The 25518-nt window shown below is 74.8% G+C and carries 26 protein-coding genes; 15 read left to right on the top strand and 11 right to left on the bottom strand.

All coding sequences use genetic code 11. The annotated features are described in order from the left end of the window. Nucleotides 1-45 precede the first annotated feature (45 nt). Nucleotides 46-648, bottom strand: a complete 603-nt coding sequence (locus KDL28_RS24355) for a peroxiredoxin-like family protein (protein ID WP_252441819.1) — start codon at nt 646-648, stop codon at nt 46-48. Nucleotides 649-714: 66 nt separating this feature from the next. Between KDL28_RS24355 and KDL28_RS24360 the strand changes: the two genes are divergently transcribed. The 3 genes from KDL28_RS24360 (at nt 715) to KDL28_RS24370 (ending at nt 3021) form a co-directional block, all read left to right on the top strand. Beyond that, on the top strand, nt 715-1326 hold the full coding sequence (locus tag KDL28_RS24360) for a TetR/AcrR family transcriptional regulator (protein ID WP_252441820.1): 612 nt from the start codon (nt 715-717) through the stop codon (nt 1324-1326). A gap of 137 nt (nt 1327-1463) precedes the next feature. Beyond that, nucleotides 1464-2141, top strand: a complete 678-nt coding sequence (locus KDL28_RS24365) for a DedA family protein (protein WP_252441821.1) — start codon at nt 1464-1466, stop codon at nt 2139-2141. A 58-nt stretch (nt 2142-2199) separates the two neighbouring features. Then, complete coding sequence (locus tag KDL28_RS24370) at nt 2200-3021, top strand: DUF1206 domain-containing protein (RefSeq protein ID WP_252441822.1); 822 nt, start codon at nt 2200-2202, stop codon at nt 3019-3021. 3 nt (nt 3022-3024) lie between these two features. Here KDL28_RS24370 and KDL28_RS24375 read toward each other — a convergent pair whose 3' ends face one another. Then, nucleotides 3025-3354 (bottom strand): hypothetical protein, encoded by a 330-nt coding sequence (locus KDL28_RS24375; RefSeq protein WP_252441823.1) that lies wholly within the window; start codon nt 3352-3354, stop codon nt 3025-3027. A gap of 132 nt (nt 3355-3486) precedes the next feature. Here KDL28_RS24375 and KDL28_RS24380 point away from each other — a divergent pair, with 132 nt between their 5' ends. Then, complete coding sequence (locus KDL28_RS24380) at nt 3487-5487, top strand: ethylmalonyl-CoA mutase (protein WP_252441825.1); 2001 nt, start codon at nt 3487-3489, stop codon at nt 5485-5487. An 873-nt stretch (nt 5488-6360) separates the two neighbouring features. Here KDL28_RS24380 and KDL28_RS24385 read toward each other — a convergent pair. Together KDL28_RS24385 and KDL28_RS24390 are read right to left on the bottom strand one after the other, a co-directional pair. After that, nucleotides 6361-7320, bottom strand: coding sequence for a methyl-accepting chemotaxis protein (locus KDL28_RS24385; RefSeq protein ID WP_252441827.1), 960 nt, complete (start codon nt 7318-7320; stop codon nt 6361-6363). A 99-nt stretch (nt 7321-7419) separates the two neighbouring features. Next, nucleotides 7420-8193, bottom strand: coding sequence for an enoyl-CoA hydratase-related protein (locus tag KDL28_RS24390; RefSeq protein ID WP_252441829.1), 774 nt, complete (start codon nt 8191-8193; stop codon nt 7420-7422). 64 nt (nt 8194-8257) lie between these two features. Here KDL28_RS24390 and KDL28_RS24395 point away from each other — a divergent pair, with 64 nt between their 5' ends. After that, nucleotides 8258-8965 (top strand): TetR/AcrR family transcriptional regulator, encoded by a 708-nt coding sequence (locus KDL28_RS24395; protein WP_252441830.1) that lies wholly within the window; start codon nt 8258-8260, stop codon nt 8963-8965. Between the two features lie 31 nt (nt 8966-8996). After that, nucleotides 8997-10217, top strand: a complete 1221-nt coding sequence (locus tag KDL28_RS24400; RefSeq protein WP_252441831.1) for a cytochrome P450 family protein — start codon at nt 8997-8999, stop codon at nt 10215-10217. 36 nt (nt 10218-10253) lie between these two features. On the opposite strand, the gene KDL28_RS24405 is transcribed toward KDL28_RS24400, so the two are convergent. Beyond that, nucleotides 10254-10781 (bottom strand): NUDIX domain-containing protein, encoded by a 528-nt coding sequence (locus KDL28_RS24405; RefSeq protein ID WP_252441833.1) that lies wholly within the window; start codon nt 10779-10781, stop codon nt 10254-10256. A gap of 65 nt (nt 10782-10846) precedes the next feature. Between KDL28_RS24405 and nucS the strand changes: the two genes are divergently transcribed. The 3 genes from nucS to KDL28_RS24420 all read left to right on the top strand — a co-directional run bounded on the left by nucS (nt 10847) and on the right by KDL28_RS24420 (nt 13801). After that, nucleotides 10847-11506, top strand: a complete 660-nt coding sequence (nucS, locus tag KDL28_RS24410; protein ID WP_252441835.1) for an endonuclease NucS — start codon at nt 10847-10849, stop codon at nt 11504-11506. A gap of 157 nt (nt 11507-11663) precedes the next feature. Further along, entirely contained in the window at nt 11664-13448 is a 1785-nt protein-coding gene (locus KDL28_RS24415) for a 3-hydroxyacyl-CoA dehydrogenase family protein (protein ID WP_252441837.1), read from the top strand. Between the two features lie 44 nt (nt 13449-13492). Further along, a complete protein-coding gene (locus KDL28_RS24420; RefSeq protein WP_372497058.1) occupies nt 13493-13801 on the top strand; it encodes an Rv1322 family protein in 309 nt (102 codons plus the stop codon). 84 nt (nt 13802-13885) lie between these two features. On the opposite strand, the gene KDL28_RS24425 is transcribed toward KDL28_RS24420, so the two are convergent. Next, nucleotides 13886-15928: a hypothetical protein gene (locus KDL28_RS24425; RefSeq protein ID WP_252441838.1), complete on the bottom strand. Its 2043-nt coding sequence runs from the start codon at nt 15926-15928 to the stop codon at nt 13886-13888. Here KDL28_RS24425 and KDL28_RS24430 point away from each other — a divergent pair. Next, nucleotides 15891-16532, top strand: coding sequence for a hypothetical protein (locus KDL28_RS24430; protein WP_252441840.1), 642 nt, complete (start codon nt 15891-15893; stop codon nt 16530-16532). The two genes, KDL28_RS24425 and KDL28_RS24430, sit on opposite strands and share 38 nt — an antisense overlap. 57 nt (nt 16533-16589) lie before the next feature. Here the strand turns inward: KDL28_RS24430 and ccrA are convergent, their stop codons facing one another. Together ccrA and mce are read right to left on the bottom strand one after the other, a co-directional pair. Then, nucleotides 16590-17921 carry a crotonyl-CoA carboxylase/reductase gene (gene ccrA / locus KDL28_RS24435; RefSeq protein WP_252441842.1) on the bottom strand — a complete coding sequence of 444 codons (1332 nt, stop codon included), beginning with the start codon at nt 17919-17921 and terminating at the stop codon, nt 16590-16592. Nucleotides 17922-18100: 179 nt separating this feature from the next. Beyond that, complete coding sequence (mce, locus tag KDL28_RS24440; RefSeq protein WP_252441845.1) at nt 18101-18580, bottom strand: methylmalonyl-CoA epimerase; 480 nt, start codon at nt 18578-18580, stop codon at nt 18101-18103. A 155-nt stretch (nt 18581-18735) separates the two neighbouring features. Between mce and KDL28_RS24445 the strand changes: the two genes are divergently transcribed. The 3 genes from KDL28_RS24445 (at nt 18736) to KDL28_RS24455 (ending at nt 22502) form a co-directional block, all read left to right on the top strand. Beyond that, complete coding sequence (locus tag KDL28_RS24445; protein ID WP_252441848.1) at nt 18736-19929, top strand: acetyl-CoA C-acetyltransferase; 1194 nt, start codon at nt 18736-18738, stop codon at nt 19927-19929. Between the two features lie 27 nt (nt 19930-19956). Then, a complete protein-coding gene (meaB, locus tag KDL28_RS24450; protein ID WP_252441852.1) occupies nt 19957-20931 on the top strand; it encodes a methylmalonyl Co-A mutase-associated GTPase MeaB in 975 nt (324 codons plus the stop codon). A gap of 80 nt (nt 20932-21011) precedes the next feature. Further along, the gene (locus KDL28_RS24455; RefSeq protein WP_252441854.1) at nt 21012-22502 is read left to right on the top strand and encodes a purine-cytosine permease family protein; all 1491 of its coding nucleotides are present in this window, start codon (nt 21012-21014) and stop codon (nt 22500-22502) included. 14 nt (nt 22503-22516) lie between these two features. Here the strand turns inward: KDL28_RS24455 and KDL28_RS24460 are convergent, their stop codons facing one another. Continuing rightward, nucleotides 22517-23686 (bottom strand): helix-turn-helix domain-containing protein, encoded by a 1170-nt coding sequence (locus tag KDL28_RS24460; protein WP_252441856.1) that lies wholly within the window; start codon nt 23684-23686, stop codon nt 22517-22519. 81 nt (nt 23687-23767) lie between these two features. Here KDL28_RS24460 and KDL28_RS24465 point away from each other — a divergent pair, with 81 nt between their 5' ends. Beyond that, a complete protein-coding gene (locus KDL28_RS24465; protein WP_252441858.1) occupies nt 23768-23959 on the top strand; it encodes a hypothetical protein in 192 nt (63 codons plus the stop codon). A gap of 20 nt (nt 23960-23979) precedes the next feature. On the opposite strand, the gene KDL28_RS24470 is transcribed toward KDL28_RS24465, so the two are convergent. Further along, a complete protein-coding gene (locus KDL28_RS24470; protein ID WP_252441860.1) occupies nt 23980-24483 on the bottom strand; it encodes a MarR family winged helix-turn-helix transcriptional regulator in 504 nt (167 codons plus the stop codon). 70 nt (nt 24484-24553) lie between these two features. On the opposite strand from KDL28_RS24470, the gene KDL28_RS24475 reads away from it, so the two are divergent. Further along, nucleotides 24554-24901 (top strand): thiamine-binding protein, encoded by a 348-nt coding sequence (locus tag KDL28_RS24475; protein WP_252441862.1) that lies wholly within the window; start codon nt 24554-24556, stop codon nt 24899-24901. A gap of 158 nt (nt 24902-25059) precedes the next feature. On the opposite strand, the gene KDL28_RS24480 is transcribed toward KDL28_RS24475, so the two are convergent. Beyond that, a complete protein-coding gene (locus tag KDL28_RS24480) occupies nt 25060-25353 on the bottom strand; it encodes a hypothetical protein (RefSeq protein WP_252441863.1) in 294 nt (97 codons plus the stop codon). Nucleotides 25354-25518: the final 165 nt, after the last annotated feature.

Consider the following 25518-nt stretch of genomic DNA (forward strand, 5'->3'; position numbering starts at 1 on the left):
CTCACGCCAGGACGCCGCCGGCGACGGCGACGATCGCGGCCAGGCTCACGGTTGCGGCTCCGGGTGGCCTGCCGGGCGCCGGGCCCGCGCGGCCAGCCGCAGCAGGTCCTCGACCGACCACTGGTCGTAGACGTGCTCGCCGTAGTGGGCGGCGGCCACGCGCCCGTCGGCGTCGATCAGGAAGTCGGCCGGCAGACCGGTGCGCCCGCCGTGCGGCCGGGCCGCCGGCGCCCGCTCCCGGCCGCGGGCGACGGTCCAGGCGGCCCGCGCGACGGCCCGCGCGATCGGCGCCCACGCCCGGGGATCGAGCAGCGCGCGCGGGGCCGACTCCACACCGAACTCCCGGTACAGCCGCTTGTCCGGATCGGCGACGACGGCGAACGGGAGACCGGCCACGTGCTCGCGCAGCTCGTCGGCCGGGGAGTGGAAGACCACGACCTCGCGGATCCCGGCCGCGGTGATCTCCGCGTGCCGCACCACCACCGAGCGCAGGTGCAGGTTGCACACCGGGCAGCCGGCGAACCGGCGGAACTGCAGGTGGACCAGGTGCTCTCCGTCCGGCAGCGCGACCGGCACGCCATCGACGCCCGCCAGCGCCCGCGGCGCGACGACGGCTCCGACTGCGATCCGGCCCGATCGGGTGCTCATGCGACCTCCGTAGGTGTACGCGATACGCCAACGATGTTAGGCGTATCGCGTACGCTGTCAACCGCCATGCCACGCCCCCGCTCGCTGACCCCCACCCAGCTGGCCACCGCGGCCCTCGCCGTCATCGACCGCGAGGGCCTGGCCGGGCTGACCATGCGGGCCGTCGCGACCCAGCTGGGCACGAGCACGATGGCGCTCTACCGCTACGTGCACGACCGCCGCGAACTGGAGGCGCTGGTGGTCGAGCTGGTGCTGGACGCCGTCGACACGACCCCGCCCCCGGGCGGGACGGACTGGCGCGAGCGCGTCCGGGCCATGGTCGGCAGGGTGCGCGCCGCCGCCGCCGCCCACCCCGAGATCGTCCCGCTGACGCTCACCCACCGGCACAGCTCGCCCAGCCTGATGCGGTGGTCGGAGACCGTGCTCGCCGTCCTCGCCGAGGGCGGCCTCGGCGGCCGTCACCGCGCCATCGCCCTGCGCTGCCTGCTCGGATACGTCATCGGCGCGATCCAGCTGGAGCACCTGGGACCGCTGACCGGCGCCGGCACCGCCGCCATGGCCGCGCTGCCGCAGGCGCAGTTCCCCCACCTGGCCGACACCGCCGGCCACGCCCGCTCGATCGGCGCCGACGAGGAGTTCGACGGCGGTCTCGACGTCCTGCTGCGCGGACTGTCCTGAGTGTCCGGTCCGCCCGGGCCCTCGCTGGCAGGGCTGCCGGCGGCGTTCGGGCTAGGGCATCACCGGGGGAGAACCCCCAGCACGTTCAGTGGCTACCCGGATGGGTTCGACCGGTCGCCGCCGTGACGCTGGGGCGCGTGGAGAACTGGATGATGTCGCTGCTCGGGGCGCTGGACGCGATCCCGTTCTGGCAGCTCTGCCTCATCGTCGGGGTCATGCTCGTGCTGGAGACCACCGTGCTCGTCGGGCTGGTCACGCCCGGCGAGGTGGTGCTGCTGGCCGCGGCGACGACGGTGGGCAGCGCGGGGGAGTACGCGGTGATGGTCACGGTGGCGGCCGGGGCGAGCCTCGCCGGGCAGACCGGCGGCTACCTGATCGGGCGGCGGTTCGGCGGTCGGATCCGGGGGTCGTGGGCCGGGCGGAAGATCGGGGAGCCGCACTGGGTGCGCGCCGAGGGGGTGCTGCGCGGCGGGGCCGGGCGGGCGATCGTCGGGTCGCGGTTCCTGGCGGTCGCGCACTCGCTGGTCCCGGTGATCGCCGGGACGCTGCGGATGCAACTGCGCCGGTTCGCGCCCTACACCGCGCTCGGCGCGGTGCTGTGGGGGCTGGTCTACGTCGGGCTGGGCAGCGCGGCGTCGGCCGCGGTGCGGCACTCCGCGCACCTGATCGGTCCGGTCTTCACCGGCGTGCTGGTCGCGGTCGTCGTCGTGGTGCTGATCGTCCGAGCGGTGCGGCGGTCGCGCCGGGAGGCCGCGGTGCCGACGTCACCGCCTGTCACACCGGCCGTGCCCACCGGGCGGACGCCCGCGCCGTGATCACTCCGTGACCTCGTGAAGGCTGCATGAAACGGCCCGTCGGTGGGAACTCCCGCCCGTGACCAGTGCAGCCCAGAGTGCCAACCAGAACGCGCAGCAGGCTGCGCGCAGCCGCCCGGTGAAGATCGGGGCCCGGATCGGGATCCTCGCCTACGGCATCACCCACCTCCTGATCGGCTGGCTCGCCCTGCAGATCGCCTTCGGCCAGGGCGGTGAGCAGGCCAACCAGAACGGCGCGTTCCAGACCATCTCCGAGCAGCCGTTCGGCAAGTTCCTGCTGTGGGTGCTGGTCGTCGGGTTCATCGCCGCCGCGCTGTGGCGCACGGAGCAGGCCATCTGGGGCTACTCCTACGTCGACGACAAGAAGAAGCAGGTCCGCAAGAAGGGCGTCAGCGCCGCGAAGGCCGTCCTGTTCGTGATCCTGGCCTTCCTGGCCGGGCGCACGGCCATGGGCAGCGGCGGCGGGGGCGGCCAGCAGCAGCAGGCAACCGCAGGCGTGCTGGGCCTGCCGGGCGGGCAGTTCCTGGTCGGGCTGGCCGGCCTGATCGTCATCGGGGTCGGCGTCTACAAGATCGTCCGCGGCTGGAAGACCAAGTTCACCGAGGACATGGATCTTCCGTCGGACCAGAAGTCCCGCCAGCTCGCCATCCGCACCGGCCAGGCCGGCTACATCGGCCGCGGCGTCGCCACCGCCATCGTCGGCGTCCTGGTCGTGCTGGCCGCCGTGCGGTTCAACCCCGGTGAGTCCGCCGGTCTCGACGCCGCGCTGAAGACGCTGGCCCAGCAGCCGTTCGGGCCCTACCTGCTGATCCTGGTCGCGCTGGGCTTCATCTGCTTCGGCGTGTTCAGCTTCTTCGACGCCCGCTACCACCGCGTCTGAGCGCTACTCCAGGGCACCCCTGCTCAGCACCACCCGGGCGTTCACCAGGTCCCGGTGGAAGACGAGCAGCCGGTAGCCGCCCTCGACGCGGCCCACCGTCGCCCTGATCCCCGCCTCCCGGAGCCGGTCGCGCAGCACCTGCGCGGCCGGCTCCGTCGGTACCCGGGACACCTCCTCGAGCAGGCCGTCGCCGGTGGGGTCGTCGGGGTCGGCGATCCGCGGACCGGGCTGGTCGCGGCCGGTGCCGAACGTCCAGCGCAGCCCGAGGACCAGCAGCCCCAGCACCATCATCCCGCCGAAGAGGACGAAGAAGCGGGTCGCCTGGTCAGCCACCCGGTCATTGTCCGCCCGCGACGGCGGCCCCGCTCCCCGCGAGGTGTGACGGGCGATCCATTCGTGCCGGTCACGGACCTACGCGCCAGTAGCATGGTTTACCACGCAGCCCCCCAATGGCGGAGGTGTCCGGTGCCGTACCCGAGCGACCGCGAGCGAGACCGACCCTGGGTGATCCGGACCTACGCCGGGCACTCCTCCGCGGAGAAGTCCAACGCGCTCTACCGGCGCAACCTGGCCAAGGGCCAGACCGGGCTGTCGGTGGCGTTCGACCTGCCCACCCAGACCGGCTACGACCCCGACGACGAGCTGGCCAAGGGCGAGGTCGGCAAGGTCGGGGTGCCGGTCAGCCACATCGGCGACATGCGCACCCTGTTCGACGGCATCTCGATGGCCGACGCGAACACGTCGATGACCATCAACGCGCCGGCCATGTGGCTGCTGGCGCTCTACGTCGCCGTCGCCGACGAGAACGGCGCCGACCGCACCCGGCTGGCCGGCACGACGCAGAACGACATCGTCAAGGAGTACCTCTCGCGCGGCACGTACGTCTTCCCGCCCGGCCCGAGCATGCGGCTGATCACCGACATGGTCGCCTGGTCGGTCACCGAGCTGCCGCGCTGGAACCCGATCAACATCTGCAGCTACCACCTGCAGGAGGCCGGGGCGACGCCCGAGCAGGAGCTGGCCTACGCGCTCTGCACCGCCATCGCCGTCCTGGACTCGGTGCGCGACTCCGGCCAGGTGCCCCCGGAGCGCTTCGGCGACGTCGTCGGGCGCATCTCGTTCTTCGTCAACGCCGGGCTGCGCTTCGTCGAGGAGATGTGCAAGATGCGGGCCTTCGCCCGCCTCTGGGACGACATCACCCGCGAGCGCTACGGCGTGCAGGACCCCAAGCAGCGGCGCATGCGCTACGGCGTCCAGGTCAACTCCCTCGGCCTGACCGAGGCCCAGCCCGAGAACAACGTCCAGCGGATCGTGCTGGAGATGCTGGCCGTCACACTCTCCCGCGACGCCCGCGCCCGCGCCGTGCAGCTCCCGACCTGGAACGAGGCGCTGGGCCTGCCCCGGCCGTGGGACCAGCAGTGGGCGCTGCGGATGCAGCAGGTGCTGGCCTACGAGACCGACCTGCTGGAGTACGAGGACCTGTTCGCCGGCAGCCACGTCGTCGAGGCGAAGGTCGCCGAGCTGGTCGAGGGCGCCCGCGCCGAGATCGACCGGGTCCAGGAGATGGGCGGCGCGGTGGCCGCCGTCGAGTCCGGGTACATGAAGGGCAGGCTGGTCACCTCGCTGGCCGAGCAGCGCCGGGCCATGGAGTCGGGGCGCACCGTCGTCGTCGGGGTCAACCGCTTCGAGACGACCGAGCCCAGCCCGCTGCAGGCCGAGGGCGCCGCGGCGATCGAGACCGTCGACCCCGCCACCGAGGCGGCCGCGATCGAGGCCGTGCGGGCGTGGCGGGCCGGGCGCGACGCGGCCACCGTGCAGAGCGCCCTGGACGCGCTGCGCGACGCGGCCAAGACCGACGCCAACCTGATGGAAGCCTCGCTGACCTGCGCCCGCGCCGGCGTCACCACCGGCGAGTGGGCCGGCGTGCTGCGCGCGGTGTTCGGCGAGTTCCGGGCCCCGACCGGCGTCTCGGCCGCCGTCGTCGGGGCCGACGGCGACGCCGCCACCGAGATGGGCGCCGTCCGCGACCGGGTCCGCGCCGCGGGCGAGGAGATCGGCTCCAAGCTGCGCATGCTGGTCGGCAAGCCCGGCCTCGACGGCCACTCCAACGGCGCCGAGCAGGTCGCCGTGCGCGCCCGCGACGTCGGCTTCGAGGTGGTCTACCAAGGCATCCGGCTGACGCCCTCGCAGATCGTCGCCGCCGCGGTGCAGGAGGGCGTGCACGTGGTGGGGCTGTCGGTGCTGTCCGGCTCGCACCTGGAGGTCGTGCCGGCCGTGGTCGACGGCCTGCGCGCCGCGGGCGCCGACGACGTCCCGGTGGTCGTCGGCGGGATCATCCCGCCCGAGGACGCCGCCGTCCTGCGGGAGCGCGGCGTCGCCGCGGTGTTCACGCCCAAGGACTACCGGCTGACCGAGATGATGGGCGCCATCGTCGACCTGGTGCTGGCCGCCCACCGCGAGAGCTAGACGGGGAGCCGGGCGACCGGTCGGACGAGAGCGGGTTTCGTGCCGCTTGGCGGGACGAGGCCGCTCTCGCACCGTCCCGCTGGGCCAACCCGTCCAGGTGAGCGAACGGCGCCCTCGCCCAACTGGGCTGGGCGGACGCGCCACTCGCTCGCCGGGTGGGACGAGAGTCGCTCTCGCGCCCCGGCGATCCGGCGCGCAGCGCCGCGAGCCGGGCGAGGCACGGGGCGCGCAGCGCCCACCTCACCCCGGAAGTGCTCCCCTGCTGGAGCTGGGGTCCTCACCGGAGGTGCCGCCGGAGGCGCCCTGAACAGGTGGCTGTCGTGGGCGACGCGCTCAGCTCAACCCCGAGGCCCAGCTCAGTGACGGTGAAGAGCGCCTCCGGCGGCGCCTGCGCGGCGGGCGACCTCTGATCGGGCAGGGGCCTCGGGAGAGGAGTGGCGCTACGCGCCCACCAGGGCTCCGCCTTCGGCGCTCACCCCGCCGCCCCGCCTCGCGGCGCTGGCGCACCACCGCGGCGGGACGAGCGCGACTTTCGTCCGGCCCGGCGGGACGAGAGCGACTTTCGTCTCGCCCGGCGGGACGAGAGCCACTCTCGTTCGCGGCGGGCTCGGCGAAGGAGGCCGGGGGAGTGGCGCGAGAGTGGCTTTCGTCCCGCCCAGTCGGACGAGAGCCACTCTCGTCCGACCCCAGAGCGAGAGGGCCTCTCGCCCAACCTGCTCGGGCGACAGCGCCACTCGCTCAACCTCGACGAGCCCCGCGCTCCCGCGGAGCCGAGCGAGCGGCGCGCTCACCCCACCGCGCTGGGCGAGTGCGCCGTTCGCTCGGCCCGTGGCCGTAGGACGCCGCCGACCAGGCCGAGACCGCCGGGACCGCTCAGTCTTCGGCGTCGGCGGCCTCTTCCTTCTCCTCGCCGCGGCGGCGCAGCATGCGGAAGCCGGGGATGCCCTGGATGGCCAGGCGGGTGTCCTTGAGGACGTCGAGCAGTTCGTGCACGTCCGGGCCGACCCGGTCGAGGGTGGCCAGGATCGGCATGATGTCGGTCGTCATGTGGTCGGCCAGCTTGGGCAGGTGGTCGACCAGCCGGACGGCGGCGTCGATCTCGGCCCGGGAGAACTCGTTCACGAACGCGGTGGCCAGCGGGGCGGCCTTCTCGGCGATCGGCTCGTAGACCGCGAGCATCTCCCCGGCCTTCCCGGTGAGCTCGCCCGCGCGCCCCACCAGCACGCCGGCCCGGTCGGCGACGCCGGAGGCGCTGTCGACGATCCCGGCCGCGTCGGTGGCGACGGTGTCGACGCGGGAGACGAGGGCGGTGGCGTTCCCGGCCACCGTGTCGACGCGGGAGACGAGTTCGCCCGCGCTGTCGGCCACGCCGTTGACGCGGGAGACGAGTTCGCCCGCGCTGTCGGCCACGCCGTTGACGCGGGAGACCAGTTCGCCCGCGCTGTCGGCGACCCCGTCGACGCGGGCGACCAGCCCGGCGGCGTCGCCCGCCACGGCGTCGACCCTGGCGATCAGGCCGGAGGCCGTCCCGGCGACGCCCTGCACCTCGTCGATCAGCGGCCGGATCCGGTCGACCGCCTCGCGCACGCCGTCGACGAGCGTGTCGACCGTGCCGACCAGGGAGTCGACGGTGCCGATGAGGGAGTCGATCGTGCCGAGCAGGGTGGTGATCCGCCGGACGAGCCCGTCGGCGTCGTCGAGCAGCCCGGTGACGCGCTTGGGCAGCTCCGCGACCACCCCGACGGCCTCGTCGGTCCAGCCCAGCACCGCGCGGGCTCCCTGCACGAGGTCGGACGGGCTGACCCACACGGGCAGCCCCGCGATGCGCACCATCCCCCCATCCTGGCCCGTCGGGATGGCGGGCGCCCGTCGGCCCGCGGCGTGTCCGGGTCGCGACGGGGCGGCGGGCGCGTGCGGCCGTCCGGAGCAGCCCTAGTCGGGCCAGACCGGTCGGCGCTTCTCCAGGAAGCTCGCCATGCCCTCGCGCGCTCCGGGGCTCTGCGACATCGACGCCATCACCTCGACGGCGATCGCGTAGGCGTCGGCCTCGGGCCGGTCGAGCTGGGCGTAGAGGGTCTGCTTGCCGACGCCCTTGCCGAACCGGCTGCCCCGGGTGGCCCGGGCCAGCAGCTCGTCGGTGCGGGCGTCGAGGTCGGCGTCGGGAACGACGTAGTTGATGAGGCCCCACTCGGCGGCCGTCGCCGCGTCGACGGGGTCGCCGGTCAGCGCCATCTCCATGAGCCGCTTGCGGCCGATGTTGCGGGCCACGGGCACGGCGGGGGTGTGGCAGAACCAGCCCGCCTTGCCGCCGGGCAGCGCGAACGCGGCCGACTCGGCGGCCACGGCGAGGTCGCAGGAGGCGACCAGCTGGCAGCCCGCGGCGGTGGCGATGGCCTGGACCTTGGCGACGACGACCTGCGGGACCTGTTCGATCGTCTGCATCACCCGGGTGCACAGGCGAAGCAGGTCGCGCACGCCGGCGAGGTCGCGCGCGGCGACGTCGGCGAAGTCGTGGCCCGCGGAGAACGCCTTGCCCTCGGCGGCCAGCACGATGCCGGTGGCGTCGGACGCGCCCGCGGCCTCGAAGGCGTGCAGCAGCTCGCGCAGGTGCGGCTCGGACAGTGCGTTGCGCCGTTCCGGCCGGTTCATGGTGATCCGGACCGTGTCGCCGTCCTGCTTGACCAGCAGGTGCTCGTAGTCGCCCACCCCTCGACGGTAGCCCGTCCCGAGCGGTCTTGTCCCGATCCGATCGGCGGGGTAGCGTGACTCTATGACCGAAAGGACCGATCTGGTCAAGCCGTCGGACGTGCGGCTGGAGCGCGTGCTCGACGCGGCGGCCGAGCTGCTCCTGCGGTGGGGCTACCAGAAGGTCACCATCGACGAGGTCGCCCGCCAGGCCGGCATCGGCAAGGGCACGGTCTACCTGCACTTCCCGAACAAGGAGGCGCTGTTCCTGACGGTGCTGCTGCGCGCGCAGTGGCGCAGCCTCGCGCCGATCATCGGCCGGATCCGGGACGACGCCGCCGAGGCGCTGCCGTCGCGGGTGCTGCGGACCGGCTACCTCCAGGTGGCGGCCGACCCGGTGCTGCGCGCGCTGTACCTCGGCGATGCCGAGGTGCTCGGTCGGCTGACCCACGAGGCCGCGCACACCCTCGGTGCGCTCGCCGAGCTGCGCCGCCGGGCGCTGCGCGACCACATCGCGCTGCTGCGCGAGGCCGGCTGCCTGCGCACGGACCTGGACGTCGACGCGCAGGTGCACGTCCTGCAGGCCGTCGGCATCGGCTTCTTCTTCATCGACACGCTGCCGGGATCACCCGTGGAGCAGGCGGTCCGGGCGGACCTGCTGGCCGGCACCGTCTCGGCCGCGCTCGAAGTGCCGGACCCGCCGCTGGACGCGGTCCCGGTGGAGGCGGTCATCGCCCTCTACACACCCGTGCTCGACCAGTTCCGCGAGGAGTGGCGCCGCCGCGTCCGGTGACCCCGCCGGCGGAGCCAGTCAGGAGGAGACCATGACCACCGCGACCGGACCGAACATCCTCGACCCGGCCCTCATCGCCGACCCGTACGGCGGCTACGGCGCGCTGCGGGAGGAGGCGCCGGTGCTGCGCGGGCAGGCCCCGGACGGCAGCCCCGCCTGGTACGTCACCCGCCAGGACGAGGTGCGCGCGGTGCTGTCGGACCCGCGGTTCGTCAACGACCCCGACTCGGTGCCCGGTGAGACCACCGACGTACGCCGGCGGCTGATGGCCTCGATCGGGCTGAGCGACGAGCTGACCGGCTACATCACCGACTCCATCCTCGACCGCGACGGCGCCGAGCACACCCGGCTGCGCAAGCTGGTGTCGCGGGCGTTCACCGTGCGCCGGGTGGCCGAGCTGCGCCCGCGGGTCGAGGCGATCGCCGCCGACCTGCTCGACCGGCTGCCCGAGCGCGCCGACCTGATGGCCGGCTACGCCTACCCGCTGCCGATCACGGTGATCTGCGAGCTGGTCGGGGTCGGCGAGGGCGACCGGCACCGGTGGCGGGAGTGGGCCACGCAGCTGTTCTCCATGGACCGGAAGAACTTCCCGACCGCGATCCGGGACATGGTGGCGCACTGCAAGGACCTGATCGCGGCCCGGCGGGCGGATCCGCGCGACGACCTGCTGACCGGGCTCATCCAGGCCCGCGAGGACGACGGCGACCAGCTCTCCGAGACCGAGATGGTCACGATGGTGCTCACCCTGGTGCTGGCCGGGCACGAGACCACCGCGCACCTGGTCGGCAACGGCGTGCAGGCCCTGCTCACCCACCCCGACCAGCTGCGACTGCTGCGCGAGCGTCCCGAGCTGTGGCCGGGCGCGGTGCACGAGCTGATGCGCTGGACCGGGCCGGTGCTGGTCACCCGCATCCGCTACGCCCGCGAGGACGTCGAGCTGGGCGGGGCGCGCATCGCCGCCGGCGACGCCGTGCAGACGATCCTCGTCTCGGCCAACCGCGACCCGCGCGCCTACGACGACCCGGACCGGTTCGACGTCACCCGCCGCCCGGCCGGGCGCGGCGAGGGGCACGTCGGGTTCGGGCACGGCGCGCACTACTGCCTGGGCGCCGCGCTGGCCCGGCAGGAGGGCGAGATCGCGCTGCGGGCGCTGTTCGACCGGTTCCCCGACCTGGCGCTGGACTCCGCCGAGCCGGAGTGGGAGCCGATGCCCTCGATGCGCCGGCTCGCCCGCCTCCCCGTCCGCCACTGAGGTCGTGCGTGGAAGTGGGTGCCCCGGCACCCGCTTTCACGCACGACGCAGGCGGAGCAGGAGGTAGGCGGCGAGGGTCTGCGCGTCGACGACCTCCGAGCGGCGCACCATGTCCTCGAACTCGGCGACGGTGAACCAGCCGGCGCGCATGTCCTGCTCGGTGTGCTCGCGGGCCAGCGCGCCGGTGCTCAGCTCGGTGGCCAGGAAGACGTGCTCGCGCTGGCTGGTCAGACCAGGGGCGATGTCGAGGTGGCCGAGCAGCTCCATCCGCCCGGCCACCAGCCCGGTCTCCTCGGCCAGCTCCCGGGCGGCCAGCTCGGCCGGGTCGAGTTCGGCCCGGTCGGGCGCGGTGCCCATCGGGAACTCCCAGCGCCGCGCCCCCACCGGGTAGCGGAACTGCTCGACCAGGTGCAGCCGGTCCCCGTCCAGCGGGATCACCACCGCCGCCGTGGGCTTGTCGACCACGCCGAAGATTCCCCGCGTGCCGTCGGCCCGGCGCACGTCGTCCTCGCGGACGGTCATCCACGGGTTGGCGTAGACCTGGCGGGTGTTGAGCGTCTCCACGCCGTCCACGGTGCCCGCCCGCCCCGCGCCGGTGACCGCCGGGGGGCCGCTCTAGGGTCGGGGCCGTGCGCCTCGTCATCGCCCGCTGCCAGGTCGACTACGTCGGCCGGCTCACCGCCCACCTGCCGATGGCGCCGCGGTTGCTGCTGGTCAAGTCGGACGGGTCGGTCAGCATCCACGCCGACGACCGGGCCTACAAGCCGCTGAACTGGATGAGCCCGCCCTGCTGGCTCGAGGAGCAGCCCGGCGTGTGGACGGTGCGCAACAAGGCCGACGAGTCGCTGGTGATCACCATCGACGAGGTGCTGCACGACACCAGCCACGAGCTCGGCGTCGACCCCGGCCTGGTCAAGGACGGCGTCGAGGCGCACCTGCAGGAGCTGCTGGCCGCCCACCCGACGGCGCTGGGCGAGGGCTACACGCTGGTGCGCCGCGAGTACATGACCGCGATCGGCCCGGTCGACCTGCTCTGCAGGGACGCCACCGGCCGCAGCGTCGCGGTGGAGATCAAGCGGCGCGGCGAGATCGACGGCGTCGAGCAGCTCACCCGCTACCTCGAGCTGATGAACCGCGACCCGCTGCTGGCCCCGGTGGCCGGGGTGTTCGCCGCCCAGCAGATCAAGCCGCAGGCCCGCACGCTGGCCGAGGACCGCGGCATCCGCTGCGTCGTCGTCGACTACGACGCACTGCGCGGCACCGAGTCCACGGACCTGCGGCTGTTCTGACACCGCCCGATCCCGTCGAGAACGAACCTGTCGTCATTTTGGACCGGTCCAAACGACAACGAGTTCGTTCTCGACGGGGCGGTCCCGGTCACAGGAGGGCTGGTCGCCGGGGGTGGGGATGCGAGGATGGTCCATCCCCAACGGCGGAGGTGGACGCGTGGCACGCGAGTTCCGGAAGGTCGGCGTGGTCGGCCTGGGCACCATGGGTGCGGGCATCGTCGAGGTGTTCGCCCGCAACGGGCTGCAGGTCGTCGCGGTCGACGTGGACAGCACCGCCGTCGAGCGCGGGCGCAACCACCTGGAGACATCCACGGCGCGCGCGGTCGAGCGCGGCAAGCTGACCGCGGAGGGCGCCGCCGAGCTGCTCGGCCGGATCACCACCAGCACGTCCCTGCAGGACATGGCCGACGCCGACCTGGTGATCGAGGCCGTGCCGGAGAGCCTGGAGCTCAAGGCCGAGGTGTTCGCCACGCTGGACAAGGTGTGCCGGCCCGAGGTGATCCTGGCGTCGAACACGTCCTCGCTGTCGGTCACCGAGCTGTCGGTGCGCACCGGCCGCCCCGGCCGCGTCGTCGGCATGCACTTCTTCAACCCGGCCCCGGTGCAGAAGCTGGTCGAGCTGGTCCGCACGGTCGTCACCGAGCAGGACGTCATCGACGACCTCAAGGACTTCGCGGCCACCCTGGACAAGGTGCCGGTCGTCATCGGCGACCGGGCGGGCTTCATCGCCAACGCCCTGCTGTTCGGCTACCTCAACCACGCCGCCCGGATGTTCGAGTCGCGCTACGCCAGCCGCGAGGACCTCGACGCCGCCATGCGCTACGGCTGCGGCTACCCCATGGGTCCGCTGGCCCTGCTCGACCTGATCGGGCTGGACACCAGCTACGAGATCCTCGACACGATGTACAAGCAGTCGCGCAACCAGGCGCACGCCCCGGCGCCCGTGCTCAAGCAGATGATCACCGCCGGGCTGCTGGGCCGGAAGTCCGGGCGCGGCTTCTACACCTACGACGGCCCGCACAGCTCCAAGGTCGTGCCCGACGCCCTCACCCCCGACCAGGCGCTGCCCTCCGACGTCGCGCTGCGCGACGTGGCCCGCGTCGGTGTGGTCGGCACCGGCACCATGGCCGCGGGCATCGTCGAGGTGCTGGCCAAGGCCGGGCTCGACGTCGTCTTCCGCGGCCGCAGCAGGTCCAAGGTGGACGCGACGCTGGCCGGGCTGCGCAAGTCGCTGGAGAAGTCGGTGGTCCGCGGCCGGCTCACCGAGGCCGACCGCGACGCCGCGCTGGCCCGCATCACCGGCACCACCGACCTGGAGGACTTCGCCCGGGCCGACCTGGTCATCGAGGCCGTCGCCGAGGACCTGGACGTCAAGCGGGCGGTGTTCGCCGCGCTCGACGAGGTCTGCAGGCCCGGCGCGATCCTGGCCACCACGACGTCGTCGCTGCCGGTCGTCGAGTGCGCCGTCGCGACCTCGCGCCCGCAGGACGTGCTGGGCCTGCACTTCTTCAACCCCGCCCCGGCCATGAAGCTGGTCGAGGTGGTCTCCACGATCACCACCGCGCCGGACGCCACCGCCACCGGCATCGCGCTCTGCCACCGGCTGGGCAAGGTGCCGGTGACCTGCGGCGACCGGGCCGGCTTCATCGTCAACGCGCTGCTGTTCCCGTACCTGAACGACGCCGTGAAGATGCTCGAGGCCCACTACGCCACCGCCGACGACATCGACGCCGCCATGAAGACCGGCTGCGCCCTGCCGATGGGCCCGTTCGAGCTGCTCGACGTCGTCGGACTGGACGTCTCGCTGGCCATCGAGCGCTCGCTCTACCTGGAGTTCCGCGAGTCCGGCCTGGCCCCGGCCCCGCTGCTGGAGCACCTGGTGACCGCGGGCAGGCTGGGCCGCAAGACCGGGCACGGCTTCCGCGACTACGCCGCCCGGTAGCCGGCCCCGGCCCGACCACCACCGGATCGCTACCGTTTCCGCTCGTGCCCCGCTCCAACCGGCCCCGGCGGGGTCGCCCCGACCCGCGCGACCGCGGCGTCCCCGACCGCCCCCTCGGCGGGGTGGCGCCGACCCGCCGGGAGAGCGGCCCCGACGGCGACTGGCTGGTGCGCCCGGTGCCGGGATCGGGCGCGGTCAAGGCGTACCGCTGCCCCGGGTGCGACCAGACGATCGCCCCGGGCACGGCGCACCTCGTGAGCTGGCCGGACGACGGCCCGGTGACGGAGCGTCGGCACTGGCACACCGCGTGCTGGGCGGCGAGGGGCCGCCGCAGGCCCGGCGGACGGTGGTGACGGGCGCGGCACCGACCCGCGCCCGACTGGTACGAGTGCGGCTGTCGGTGCGCCGGAGCGCACGAGAGCCGCGCTCGTCGCGGGTCAGCGGCGGGTTGCGCCTGCGGCCGAGCGCCGCCGGGGGCGGGGCGCCGGCTGCGGGTCGGACGGCCTGTCCGATGGTGGGTCGGCCGCCGTGGCGTCGCCGCGGTCCGCGACCGCGAGCTCGGTGGTGGCGGCGGAGTCGTCGGCCGGGGTGTCGGTGCGCTCCGGGGTCGGCGGCTCCTCCGGACCGGTGGCCGACTTCGGGCGCCTGGTCGACCCGGAGCGGGCGGTCGTGCGGGCGGGCCGGGCCGGGCCGGGCTGGTCGGCCGCCGGCGGGCGCACCGCCTCGAACCGGACCGTCAGCTCGGCGCTGTGCGACTCGGCCTGGGCGGCCGGAGCCGCGGGGCGCGCGGTCGGGCTGGGGCGCCGCGGGGCCGCGGCGCGGGCCGCCTGCGGGGTGTCGGCCTCGGGCTGAGCAGGGGTGGGCCGGTCCTTCGCGGCGGCCGCGCGCCGGGACGGGGCGCCTGCCGAGCGGGCGGGGGGCCGCGGACGGGCGGGCTGCGGGGCGTCGGGTTGGCGCGGGGACCGGCCGACCTCGACGGCGGGGACCGGACGGCGGGACGCGCCCGACCGGCCACCCGCGCGGGAGTCGCTGCCGCGACGGGCCGGCGCGGCCGCGCCCGGGCGCTGCGCGGACGCGTCGGCCTGGGTGCCGGGTCGTGTGGGCGCGGCGCTCGCGGGGCTCACCGCGCTGAGGCGCTCGGTCGGGCTGTCGACGGCAGGGCCGCCGGTCTCCACGCTCGCGGCGAGCTTCGGCTCCTCGTCCGTGCGGGCGTCTGGCGACGTGGGTGTCGACGCGGCGGTGTCCGGTGCCCCCGGTTCGGGGGTGGCCGACTCCGGCGCGCTGTCGGCGCGGAGAGACGTCGTCGGCGGCTGGTCCGACGCGGTGCGCACCACCGAGGAGGGACGCTCTGGAGCGGAGGTCGGGCGTTCGTCGGTCGGGATCGGAGCGGGAGAGCTCGCCGGGTCGTCGGCGGCAGCCCGGTCGGCCGAGGCCGCGACGGACCGTGTGTGCTCGCGGGTGCTGCTCCCCGATGCCGTCTTCCGCGGGCCGGGGACCGGTGCGGCCGGGGCAGGGCTGGGCTGGGCGGCCCGGGCCGGTTGGTCGGACGGCGCTGGTGCCGGTGCTGGTGCGGAAGGCGCGGCCTTCTGCTCGGGGGCGGCCGGGGCCGGGCTCTCGGTCGTGGCCTTCGCCGCCGGTGCGGCCGGGGTGGACTGCGGCGATGTGGAGGCTGCGCCGGGCTGCGGCGCGGCTGTCGCGGGCCGGTGGGCGGGCGGGTTCGGCTGCTGGGCGGCCGGAGCAGGCTCGGCCGAGACGGGCTGCTCGGCGGAGATGGGCTGCTGGGCAGCCGGAGCAGGCTCGGTGGAGTCGGGCTGCTCGGCGGCCGGGGGCGGCGTGGCGGCCGCGGGCTTGGCCTCGGTGGCAGCGGGCTTCGCCTCGGGGGTAGGGGACTTCGACTCGGGGGCCGCGGGCTTCGCCTCGGGGGCCGCGGACTTCGCCTCGGGGGCCGCGGGCTTCGACCCTTCCACAGCGGACTTCGCCTGCGGGACTGCGGGCTTCGCCTCGGGGTCGGTGGTCGGGGCCGGGCTGGCAGGCGCCTTCGCCGTCGTCGGGCCGGGCTGCGGAGCCGGAGCCGGGCTGCCGGTGGCCTTCGTCGCCGTCATCGGGCTGGGCTGTGGGGCCGGAGCCGGAGCCGGAGCCGGAGCCGAGGCCGCGCTGTCGGTGGCCTTCGCCGTCGTCGGCGGGCCGGACTTCGGGGCCGGAGCCCGCTCAGCGGCCGAGGTCGCCGCCAGGACCGCGTCCTCGTCGGGCAGGGGGTCGAGGCCGGCGAGGGTGCCTTCGATCGACCGGCGGGCGTGGTCGAGCTGGTCGCTGACGCGGCCGCGCAGGGTGCGCAGCTCGATGAGGGCGCGCTCGGCGGCGCCGACGATCTGCCTCGCCTCGGCCTGGGCCTCGGCGATGGTGGCGCGGGCGGCCGCGCTCGCCTCGGCGCGCTCGCGCTCGATGTCGGTGCGGGCGCGCCGACGCTCCGCCGCCCCCACGGCCAGCGCCTCCGCGCCGACGCTCCGCGGCCAGCTCGGCGAGCGCCTCGGAGCGGCGCTGGTCCATGGCGATGGTGAAGTCCTCGTCGACCAGCCGGCGGGCCGCCTCGGCGGCTTCGGCGACGCGGGTCTGCTCGTCGGCGTCGAGCCGGGACTGGCGGGCGGCCTCGGCCACGACCTCGTCGGCCTGCGCCTTGGCGGTGGCCAGGATCTGCGCGGCCTGGCGCTCGGTCTCGCGCCTGCGGTCCTCGACCTCGGTCTCGGCCCTGGCCAGCATGCCGGCGACCTCGTCCTCGGCCATCCGCACCATCGACCGCATGCGCTCGCTCATGCCCTGGACGCTCTGCGGGGGGCTCAGCAGCGAACGGACCTGCGATCGCAGCCGTTCGGACCGGGCGCGTGCCTCGTCCAGCTCATGGGCGAGCTGCGCCGACTGATCCACCGCGGCGTCGCGGTCGTGCACCAGGATGCGCATCTCGGCCTCGACCCTGCGCAGGTGCCGCTCGACTTGCGCCTGGTCGTAGCCCTTCCGGACCACGGTGAACCCGGACGACGCCGCAGCGGGGTCTGGTGGCATGCGGGCCACCGTACCCCGGAGGCGTGAGGCCCCGCGGGTGACGCGGAGCGCGGTGAGCGCGCTCCGCAGCCGCCGCGCCCGTGGTCACACCCCCCGAAACCGGTTGATCCCCCGCAGGTGGCGCTCCCGCTTGCCCGGGTCGGTGACGCCGAGGCCCTCCCGCGGGGCCAGCGCCAGCACGCCGATCTTGCCCTGGTGGCTGTTGGTGTGCACGTCCATCGCGGCCTGGCCGGTCTCGGCCAGCGGGTACACCTTGGAGACGGTGGGGTGGACCATGCCCTTGTCGACGAGCCGGTTGGCCTCGAACGACTCGCGGTAGTTGGCGAAGTGCGAGCCGATGATCCGCTTGAGGTTCATCCAGAGGTAGCGGTTGTCGTAGCTGTGCTCGAAGCCCGACGTCGAGGCGCAGGTGACGATGGTGCCGCCGCGGCGGGCCACGTAGACGCTGGCGCCGAAGGTCTCCCGGCCGGGGTGCTCGAACACGATGTCGGGGTCCTCGCCGCCGGTGAGCTCGCGGATGCGCGAGCCGAAGCGCTTCCACTCCGTCGGGTCCTGGGTGTGCTCGTCCTTCCAGAAGCGGTAGCCGTCCGCGCTCCGGTCGATGATCAGTTCGGCGCCCATCTGGCGGCAGATCTCGGCCTTGGCCGGCGAGGACACCACGCAGATCGGGATCGCGCCGCCGTTCAGCGCGAACTGGGTGGCGTAGGAGCCGAGGCCGCCGGAGGCGCCCCAGATCAGCACGACGTCACCCTGCTTCATGCACGCGCCGTTGCGCGACACCAGCTGCCGGTACGCCGTGGAGTTGACCAGGCCGGGGCTGGCGGCCTCCTCCCAGGTGAGGTGGGCGGGCTTGGGCATCAGCTGGTTGGACTTGACCAGGGCCAGCTCGGCCAGCCCGCCGAAGTTGGTCTCGAAGCCCCAGATCCGCTGCTCGGAGTCCATCATCGTGTCGCTGTGGCCGTCGGGGCTCTCCAGCTCCACCGAGAGGCAGTGCGCGACGACGCGGTCGCCGGGCTTCCACGCGTTCACCCCCGGCCCGGTGCGCACGACGACGCCGGCCAGGTCGGAGCCGACGACGTGGTAGGGCAGGTCGTGGCGCTTGGTGAGCGGGGAGACGCGGCCGTAGCGGCGCAGGAAGCCGAACGTGGACACCGGCTCGAAGATCGACGTCCAGACGGTGTTGTAGTTGATGGCGCTGGCCATCACGGCGACCAGCGCCTCGCCGGGGCCCAGCTCGGGGGTCGCGACCTCGTCGAGGTGCAGGCTCTTGCGCGGGTCCTTGTCGCGCGTGGGCATGCCGGAGAACATCTCGGCCTCGTCGGCGTGCACGGTGATGCCGCGGTAGTGCTCGGGGACCGGGAGCGAGCCCACGGCGTCGAGCTGGTCGGCGAGGATGGCGTCGAGGATCTCCTGCACGGCTGGGCCTCCGGTGGTGCTCGTCGCTGCGTGGTCTCCGCCAGATGCTTGCTATCCCGAACAAGTGGCGGTTACTGCGCAGTATGGTAACCGCCGCCGGTCCGGCGGTCGCCCCGCTGAATCGTGCCGGGTGACGAGGGCCACTACCGTGCGCCGCAGCACGCGCCCCGCGAGCGGCCTCAGTGCGCCGCCGCGGGCTCGACCAGCTCGACCAGGACGCCACCGGCGTCCTTCGGGTGCACGAAGTTGATCCGCGAGCCCGCCGTGCCCCGGCGCGGCTCGTCGTAGAGCAGGCGCAGGCCCTTCGCCCGCAGTGCCGCCGACACGGCCTCGACGTCGGCGACCCGGTAGGCGAGCTGCTGGATGCCGGGGCCGTTGCGGTCGATGAACTTGCCGATGGCCGAATCGGCGCGCAGCGGGGCCAGCAGCTGGACGGCGGCGCCGCCGATGCCACCGGGCGCGGACAGCATCGCCTCGCGCACGCCCTGCTCCTCGTTGACCTCTTCGTGGGTGACCGCCAGGCCCAGCGTCGAGGCGTACCACTCGATGGCCGCGTCGAGGTCGGGGACGGCGATGCCGACGTGGTCGACGCCGAGCACGCCCGGCTCGGCCAGTGCCTGGACGGTGGAGTCGGACCCGGTACCCGCGTGATCGGCCATGGGCGGGAATGTAGTGGCCGTGGTCGGTCACGCCCTGGCGTGAATCGATGCCTGTGCGCCGCGTCACGACCGGGACGGGCCTTCGACCAGGCAACATGGGCGTGACCGCCAGGTATCGTCGAACGGCTCTCGCCACCGCCGCCGCAGGAGGAACCGTGTCCGGATCGGTCATCGTCGCCGGAGCTCGCACCCCGATGGGGCGCCTGCTGGGCCAGCTCAAGGACTTCACCGGCGCGCAGCTGGGCGGTGTGGCCATCAAGGCCGCGCTGGAGCGGGCGGGCGTGTCGCCCGACCAGGTCGACTACGTGATCATGGGCCAGGTGCTCACCGCGGGCGCCGGGCAGATCCCGGCGCGGCAGGCCGCCGTGGCCGCCGGCATCGGCATGGACGTGCCCGCGCTGACCGTCAACAAGGTGTGCCTGTCCGGGCTGAACGCCATCGCCCTGGCCGACCAGCTCATCCGCGCGGGCGAGTGCGAGATCGTGGTGGCCGGCGGGCAGGAGTCGATGACGCAGGCGCCGCACCTGCTGGCGAAGTCGCGCGCGGGCTTCAAGTACGGCGACGTGACCATGACCGACCACATGGCCTACGACGGACTGCACGACTCGTTCGACCAGGTGTCGATGGGCGCCTCGACCGAGAAGCACAACGCGCGCTACGAGCTGACCCGCGCCGAGCAGGACGAGTTCGCCGCGGCCTCGCACCAGCGGGCGGGCAAGGCCATCGCGGGCGGGCTGTTCGCCGAGGAGATCGCGCCGGTGCACGTGCCCCAGCGCAAGGGCGACCCGGTGGTGGTCGACAGCGACGAGGGCGTGCGGCCGGACACCACCGCCGAGACCCTCGGCAAGCTGCGCCCGGCCTTCTCCGCCGACGGCACGATCACCGCGGGCTCCTCGTCGCCGATCAGCGACGGCGCCGCCGCGGTGGTGGTGATGAGCCGGGCCAAGGCCGAGGAGCTCGGGCTGACCTGGCTGGCCGAGATCGGAGCGCAGGGCATGGTGGCCGGGCCGGACGACTCCAGCCTGCACGAGCAGCCGGCCAACGCGATCGCCGCCGCCTGCCGCAAGGAGGGCATCGAGGCCGCCGACCTGGACGTCATCGAGATCAACGAGGCCTTCGCCGCGGTGGGCGTGGTGTCGACCCGCAAGCTCGGCGTCGACCCGGAGAAGGTGAACCCGAACGGCGGCGCGATCGCCCTCGGGCACCCGATCGGCGCCTCCGGGGCGCGGCTGGCGCTGCACCTGGCGCTGGAGCTCAAGCGGCGCGGCGGCGGTGTCGGCGCGGCGGCCCTGTGCGGCGGCGGCGGCCAGGGCGACGCCCTGATCCTCCGAGTGCCGGCGGCCGGCTGAGCCGCGGCGACGTCCCCACTCCCGCCCGTGGCGCGCCGCACCGATGTCGCCGGGCTGGTGCGGCGCGCGCTCGACGGCGAGCAACTGGCCGTGGCCCGGCTGATCTCGCTGGTCGAGGACGCCGGCCCGGGGCTGCGGGAGGCGGCCGCGGCGCTGGCCCCGCACACCGGGCGCGCGCACGTGGTGGGCCTGACCGGGCCGCCAGGGGTCGGGAAGTCGACCACGACGTCGGCGCTGGTGTCGGCCCTGCGGGCGGACGGCAGGCGGGTCGGCGTGCTGGCCGTTGACCCCTCCTCGCCGTTCACCGGCGGGGCGCTGCTGGGCGACCGCGTGCGGATGGCCGAGCACACCACCGACCCGGGGGTGTTCATCCGGTCGATGGCGACCCGCGGGCACCTGGGCGGGCTGGCCTGGTCGACCCCGCAGGCGCTGCGCGTGCTCGACGCCGCGGGCTGCGACGTCGTGCTGGTGGAGACGGTCGGCGTGGGGCAGTCCGAAGTGGACGTCGTGGCGCTGGCCGACACGACGGTGGTGCTGCTGGCCCCGGGGATGGGCGACGGCGTGCAGGCGGCCAAGGCCGGCATCCTCGAGGTGGCCGACGTGTTCGTGGTGAACAAGGCCGACCGCGACGGCGCCGACCGCGCCGTGCGGGAGCTGCGCCAGATGCTGTCGATGGGCCACCGGGACGCCGCCGACGGGTGGACGCCGCCGGTGGTGCCGACGGTGGCCACCCGGGCCGACGGCGTGGCCGACCTGGCGGCCGCCCTGGACGAGCACCGCGCGCACCTCGACGCCGGCGACGGCCGCGAGCGCAGGCGGCTGGCCAGGGCGCGGGCCGAGATCGAGGCGCTGGCCCTCGACGCCGTGCGCGTGCGGATCGGCGACCTGCGCGGCTCGGTGGCGCTGCCGGAACTGGCCAAGCGCATGGTGGCCGGTGAGCTGGACCCCTACCGGGCCGCCGACGAGCTGGTCGGGGCGGTGCGGCCCGACCCGTCGCGGTGATCCACTCCGGTCGGTGGTGGTCGTTATGCTCCCCCCGTCGAACGCCCTGGTCAGCGGTGGGCGCACGAGGAGGCGACACGGTGACGACATCACGACACCCGCAGGCGGGTGGGGACACCGGCGCCACCGGTGGCGGGAAGCAGGTCCTGCGGGTCGAGGCGAACGGCATCAACGTGATCGCGGACGCCGAGCGCAAGGGCAGGCCGAGGGACCTTTTCTGGCCGTGGTTCGCGGCCAACATCTCGGTCTTCGGGATCAGCTACGGGGCGTTCACCCTGGCCTTCGGCATCTCGTTCGCGCAGGCGCTCGTCGTCGGCGTGGTCGGGATCGTGTTCTCGTTCCTGCTGTGCGGCTTCGTCGCGCTGGCCGGGAAGCGCGGCTCGGCGCCCACGATGGTGCTCAGCCGGGCCGCGTTCGGCGTGCGCGGGAACCGGGTGCCCGCGGCGATCTCCTGGCTGCTCACCGTCGGCTGGGAGACGGCGCTGACCATCCTGGCCACGCTGGCCACGGCCACCGTGTTCGAGCGGATGGGCTGGGGTGGGGGCACCCCGGTGCAGCTGATCGCACTGGTCGTGGTGGCGGGGCTGGTGATCGCCGCGGGCGTGCTGGGCTTCGACACCATCATGCGGCTGCAGACCGTCATCACGATCGTGACCGCGGTGCTGACCGTGGTGTACGTGGTGCTGGTGGCCGGCGGCATCGACTGGGCCGCCGTGTCGGCCCTGCCGAGCGGCTCGACCCAGCAGGTGATCGGCGCGCTGATCTTCCTGGCCACCGGCTTCGGCCTGGGCTGGGTGAACCTGGCCGCGGACTACTCGCGCTACCTGCCGCGCTCGGTCTCCGCGGCCGGGGTGGTGGCCTGGACGACGATCGCCGCCTCCATCGCCCCGATCGTGCTGCTGGTGCTCGGCCTGCTGCTGGCCGGCTCCTCGGCCGAGCTCAGCGAGAACCTGGCGGCCGACCCGGTGGGCGCGCTGGCCGAGGCGGTGCCGACGTGGTTCCTGCTGCCGTTCGTGCTGACGGCCGTGCTCGGCCTGGTCGGCGGGGCGGTGCTGGACATCTACTCGTCCGGCCTGGCGCTGATGGCCACCGGGCTGCGGATCCCGCGCCCGGTCGCGGCGCTGGTGGACGGCCTGATCATGGTGGCGGGCACGGTGTACGTGGTCTTCGTCGCGCAGGACTTCCTCGGGCAGTTCACCGGGTTCCTGATCACGCTCGGCGTGCCGGTGGCCGCGTGGTGCGGGATCGTGCTGGCCGACATCGCGCTGCGCAGGCGCGACTACGACGAGGAGGACCTGTTCGACCCGGCCGGCCGCTACGGCGACGTGCGGCTGATGCCGATCCTGCTGCTGGCCGTGTGCGCCTTCATCGGGTGGGGCCTGGTGACCAACTCGGCGGCGGGCTGGCTGTCGTGGCAGGGCTACCTGCTCGGGCCGTTCGGCCTGGGCGGCCCGGAGGGCGACTGGGCCTACGCGAACCTCGGGGTGTTCGTCTCGCTGGCGCTGGGCTTCCTGGTGACCTTCGTGGGCGGGCGCGCCGCCGTGCGCGCCCAGGAGCGGCGCGCCGGCTGAGCCCACCGCGGCGCTCACGTCGCCCGCCCCGTCGGGAGGGGGCGCGCGAGGCGCCCGGCGACGCGCGCCGAGCCGATGCCGGTGGCCAGCTCGCGGGCCGTCGCGGCGTGCTCGGCGGCGAGGGCGGGCTCGGCCTCGCCCAGCACGCGCGCGAGGTCGGCGTGGACGGCGGCGCGGTGGCGCACCGAGCGCTGCGGGACGTCGAGGGCGCGGTGCAGCGGCGCGGCGGCGGCCCGGTCGCCCAGCTCGGCCAGCGCGTGGCCGTGCCAGCGGTGCACGTCGGCCACGTCGATGCGCAGCCCCGGTAGCGGGGTGACCACGTCGACGACCTCGCTCCACCGGTGCCGCGCGTCGTCGATGGCGCGGGTGGCGGCCGCCCGGTCGCCCGCGGCCGCGGCGGCCACGGCCATCGCCCCGGCCAACCGGACCTCCGCGGTGCTGCCGGCGCCGGGCGCCGCGCTGCCCAGGAGCGCGACGGCGGCGGCCGGCTCGCCCGCGTCGACCAGGACCTCGGCCTGACCGGCGACGGCCGCCGCGACGGCCTCCGGGACGGCGGCCTCGCGGGCCGCGGCCAGTGAGCGGTCGTAGCGGCGCCAGGCCAGGTCGTGGTGGCCGCGGTCGAGCGACTGGGCGGCGCCCAGCGCCGCCGCGGCGGAAAGCACCGCGGCCAGGCCGGCCCGCGGCCCGGGGTCGACCGCGTGCGCCACGATCTCGGACAGGCGCTCGATCTGCGCGTCGACCAGCGCGCCTGCCCCGGCCGCGCCCAGCTCGTCGTCGAGCCGTGCGGCCGCGGCGAGCTGGTCCCACCACGGGGCGGCGCCGGCCCGGGCGGCGGCCGCGGCCTCGGCGAGCGCGGTGCGCAGCCGACCGGGGCCGTCGGCGTCGGGGATGTCGGCGCCGTGCGCGGCGAGGCCGAGCTCCGCGGCCGGGCGGCCGTACAGCTCGGTGAGCAGCTCCCGGTAGGGCGGGTCGGGCAGGGCGTGGCCGTTCTCCCAGCGCGACAGCTGGGTCTTCAGGCTGGCCGCGGCGGCGACCGGGGCCCCGCGCTCCCGGCCCAGCGCGGCGAGCCGGCGGGCGGCCTCGCTCTGGGACCAACCGCGGGCCGACCGGGCCGCGCGCAGGGCCGTCACGGTCGGCTCTCCGCCCGGTGCTGGCCCGCGGCGGGGCGGTCGGGTGCGCGTCATGGACCCAGGGTGTCGGTGCTCGGCCGTACTGTCAACTGCGTTGCCGCAACAGGCGTCAACAGCGATCGACGAGGAGAGGCCATGGATCCGACGACGTGCTCGGTGTGCGTGCTGGCCGGCTCGATGGGTGGCGCGGTGGCCGGGCTGTGCGCCGCCCGGCGGCGGGCGCGCTGGCACGCCCGGGGGCGGGAGCGCGGGCGGACGGGTCGGACGTGGCCGGGCGGCCGCGCCCGTCCGCGACCTCCCGGGGAGGGCGGCGATGCGGACGTGTGATCAGCCGGGGCGGGCCGTGGTCAGTGGAAGTCGCCCGCGGCGTGGCGCACCTTGCCGAGCAGTTCGGTCAGCTGGGCCTGCTCCGCGCCGTCGAGCCCGGTCATGCCGAAGCCGACCGCGGTCACCGCCCTGGTCGCCTGCTCCATGCGGCCGGTGCCGTCCTCGGTGATCTCGACGAGGGTCGCCCGCCGGTCGGTGGGGTGCGGGATCCGCCGGACCAGGCCGTCGGCCTGCAGGCGGTCGACGATGTTGGTGACGCTGGTCGGGTGCAGCTGCAGCCGCTCGCCCATCGTCCGCATCGGCAGCCGGCCCGTGCGCGAGAACGTCAGCAGCACGAGGGCCTCGTAGCGGGCGAAGGTCAGCCCGTGCGGGCGCAGGATCGCGTCCACGGACGAGAGCAGGATCTGCTGCACGCGCATGACGCTGGTGACGGCGGCCATGGTCGTCGCGGGACCGATCCGCTCCGACCACAGCGACGCTGCCCGCAGGATCGGATCGAACGGCAGCGGGTCTCGCGGCGTCATGAGCTGCGACGTTAGCAGTGCCGGGCGCGCACCTCGCGCACCCGGCGCGGACTGGGGCAGGCTGGCGGCCATGCTCATCGCCTTCAGCATCGCTCCCTCGGGTGCCTACCCCGACGCCGACGGGGACAGCGTCGGCGACGTCGTCGCCGACGCCGTCCGGGTGGTCCGCGAGTCGGGCCTGCCCAACGAGACGACGGCCATGTTCACCACGATCGAGGCCCCGACCTGGGAGGAGGGGATGGACGTCGTCCGGCGGGCGGTGGAGGCCGTGCAGGCCAGGGCGCCGCGGGTGAGCCTGGTGCTCAAGGCCGACATCCGCCCGGGCCACACCGGCCAGCTGACGGCGAAGGTCGAGCGGGTCGAGCAGGCGCTGCGCCGGGGCGGCCCGGCGGAGGGCGGGGACGCAGCCGGCGGCTGATCGGTCGGTCGCGTCGGCGGGGTCGGCCGGGCCCGTCCGGTCAGCCGGCGGGCCGGGTCGGGCGGGTCCGTCCGCCGGCTCATGGGTCTGCGAGGACCGCCGCGGCCCGGGCGCGCCGTCGTGGCGCCGCCCGGGCCGCCGACCGGCCGGTCCGGCGGTCAGCCCAGGGCGATGACCAGCGTGTAGAAGAACACGCCGATCAGGATCGCGGCCGCGCCCAGCCAGATGCCGATCTTGGCCTGCTTCGGCGGCGCGGTGCGGCGCAGCGCGGTCACGCCCAGGCCGACGGCGGTGGCGCCGACCACCCAGCCCGCGATCGAGATCGGGCTGACCACGAGTGCCACGATCCCGACGATCATGGCGATCTTGCCCAGGGTCGGGCTCTCGTTGCGGGCCGTCTTGCGGCGGGCGTCGCCGACCAGCCGGTCTGCGACGGTGTTGTCCGAGCTCATGGCAGTTCCTTCGGTGAGGGACGCCGCGCGCGGGCGCGGGTCGGCACGCTCAGCGACCGTTCGGTCACTCGCCTGCTCAACGAGCCCGGTCCGGTCGCGGTGCTCCGCCGGTCCGGTGATCGTCGGGCGGCGATCCGCCGGTCGGGCCGCTCCGCCGTGTGCGCA

This window comes from Pseudonocardia humida, assembly GCF_023898865.1.
Lineage (GTDB): Bacteria > Actinomycetota > Actinomycetes > Mycobacteriales > Pseudonocardiaceae > Pseudonocardia > Pseudonocardia humida.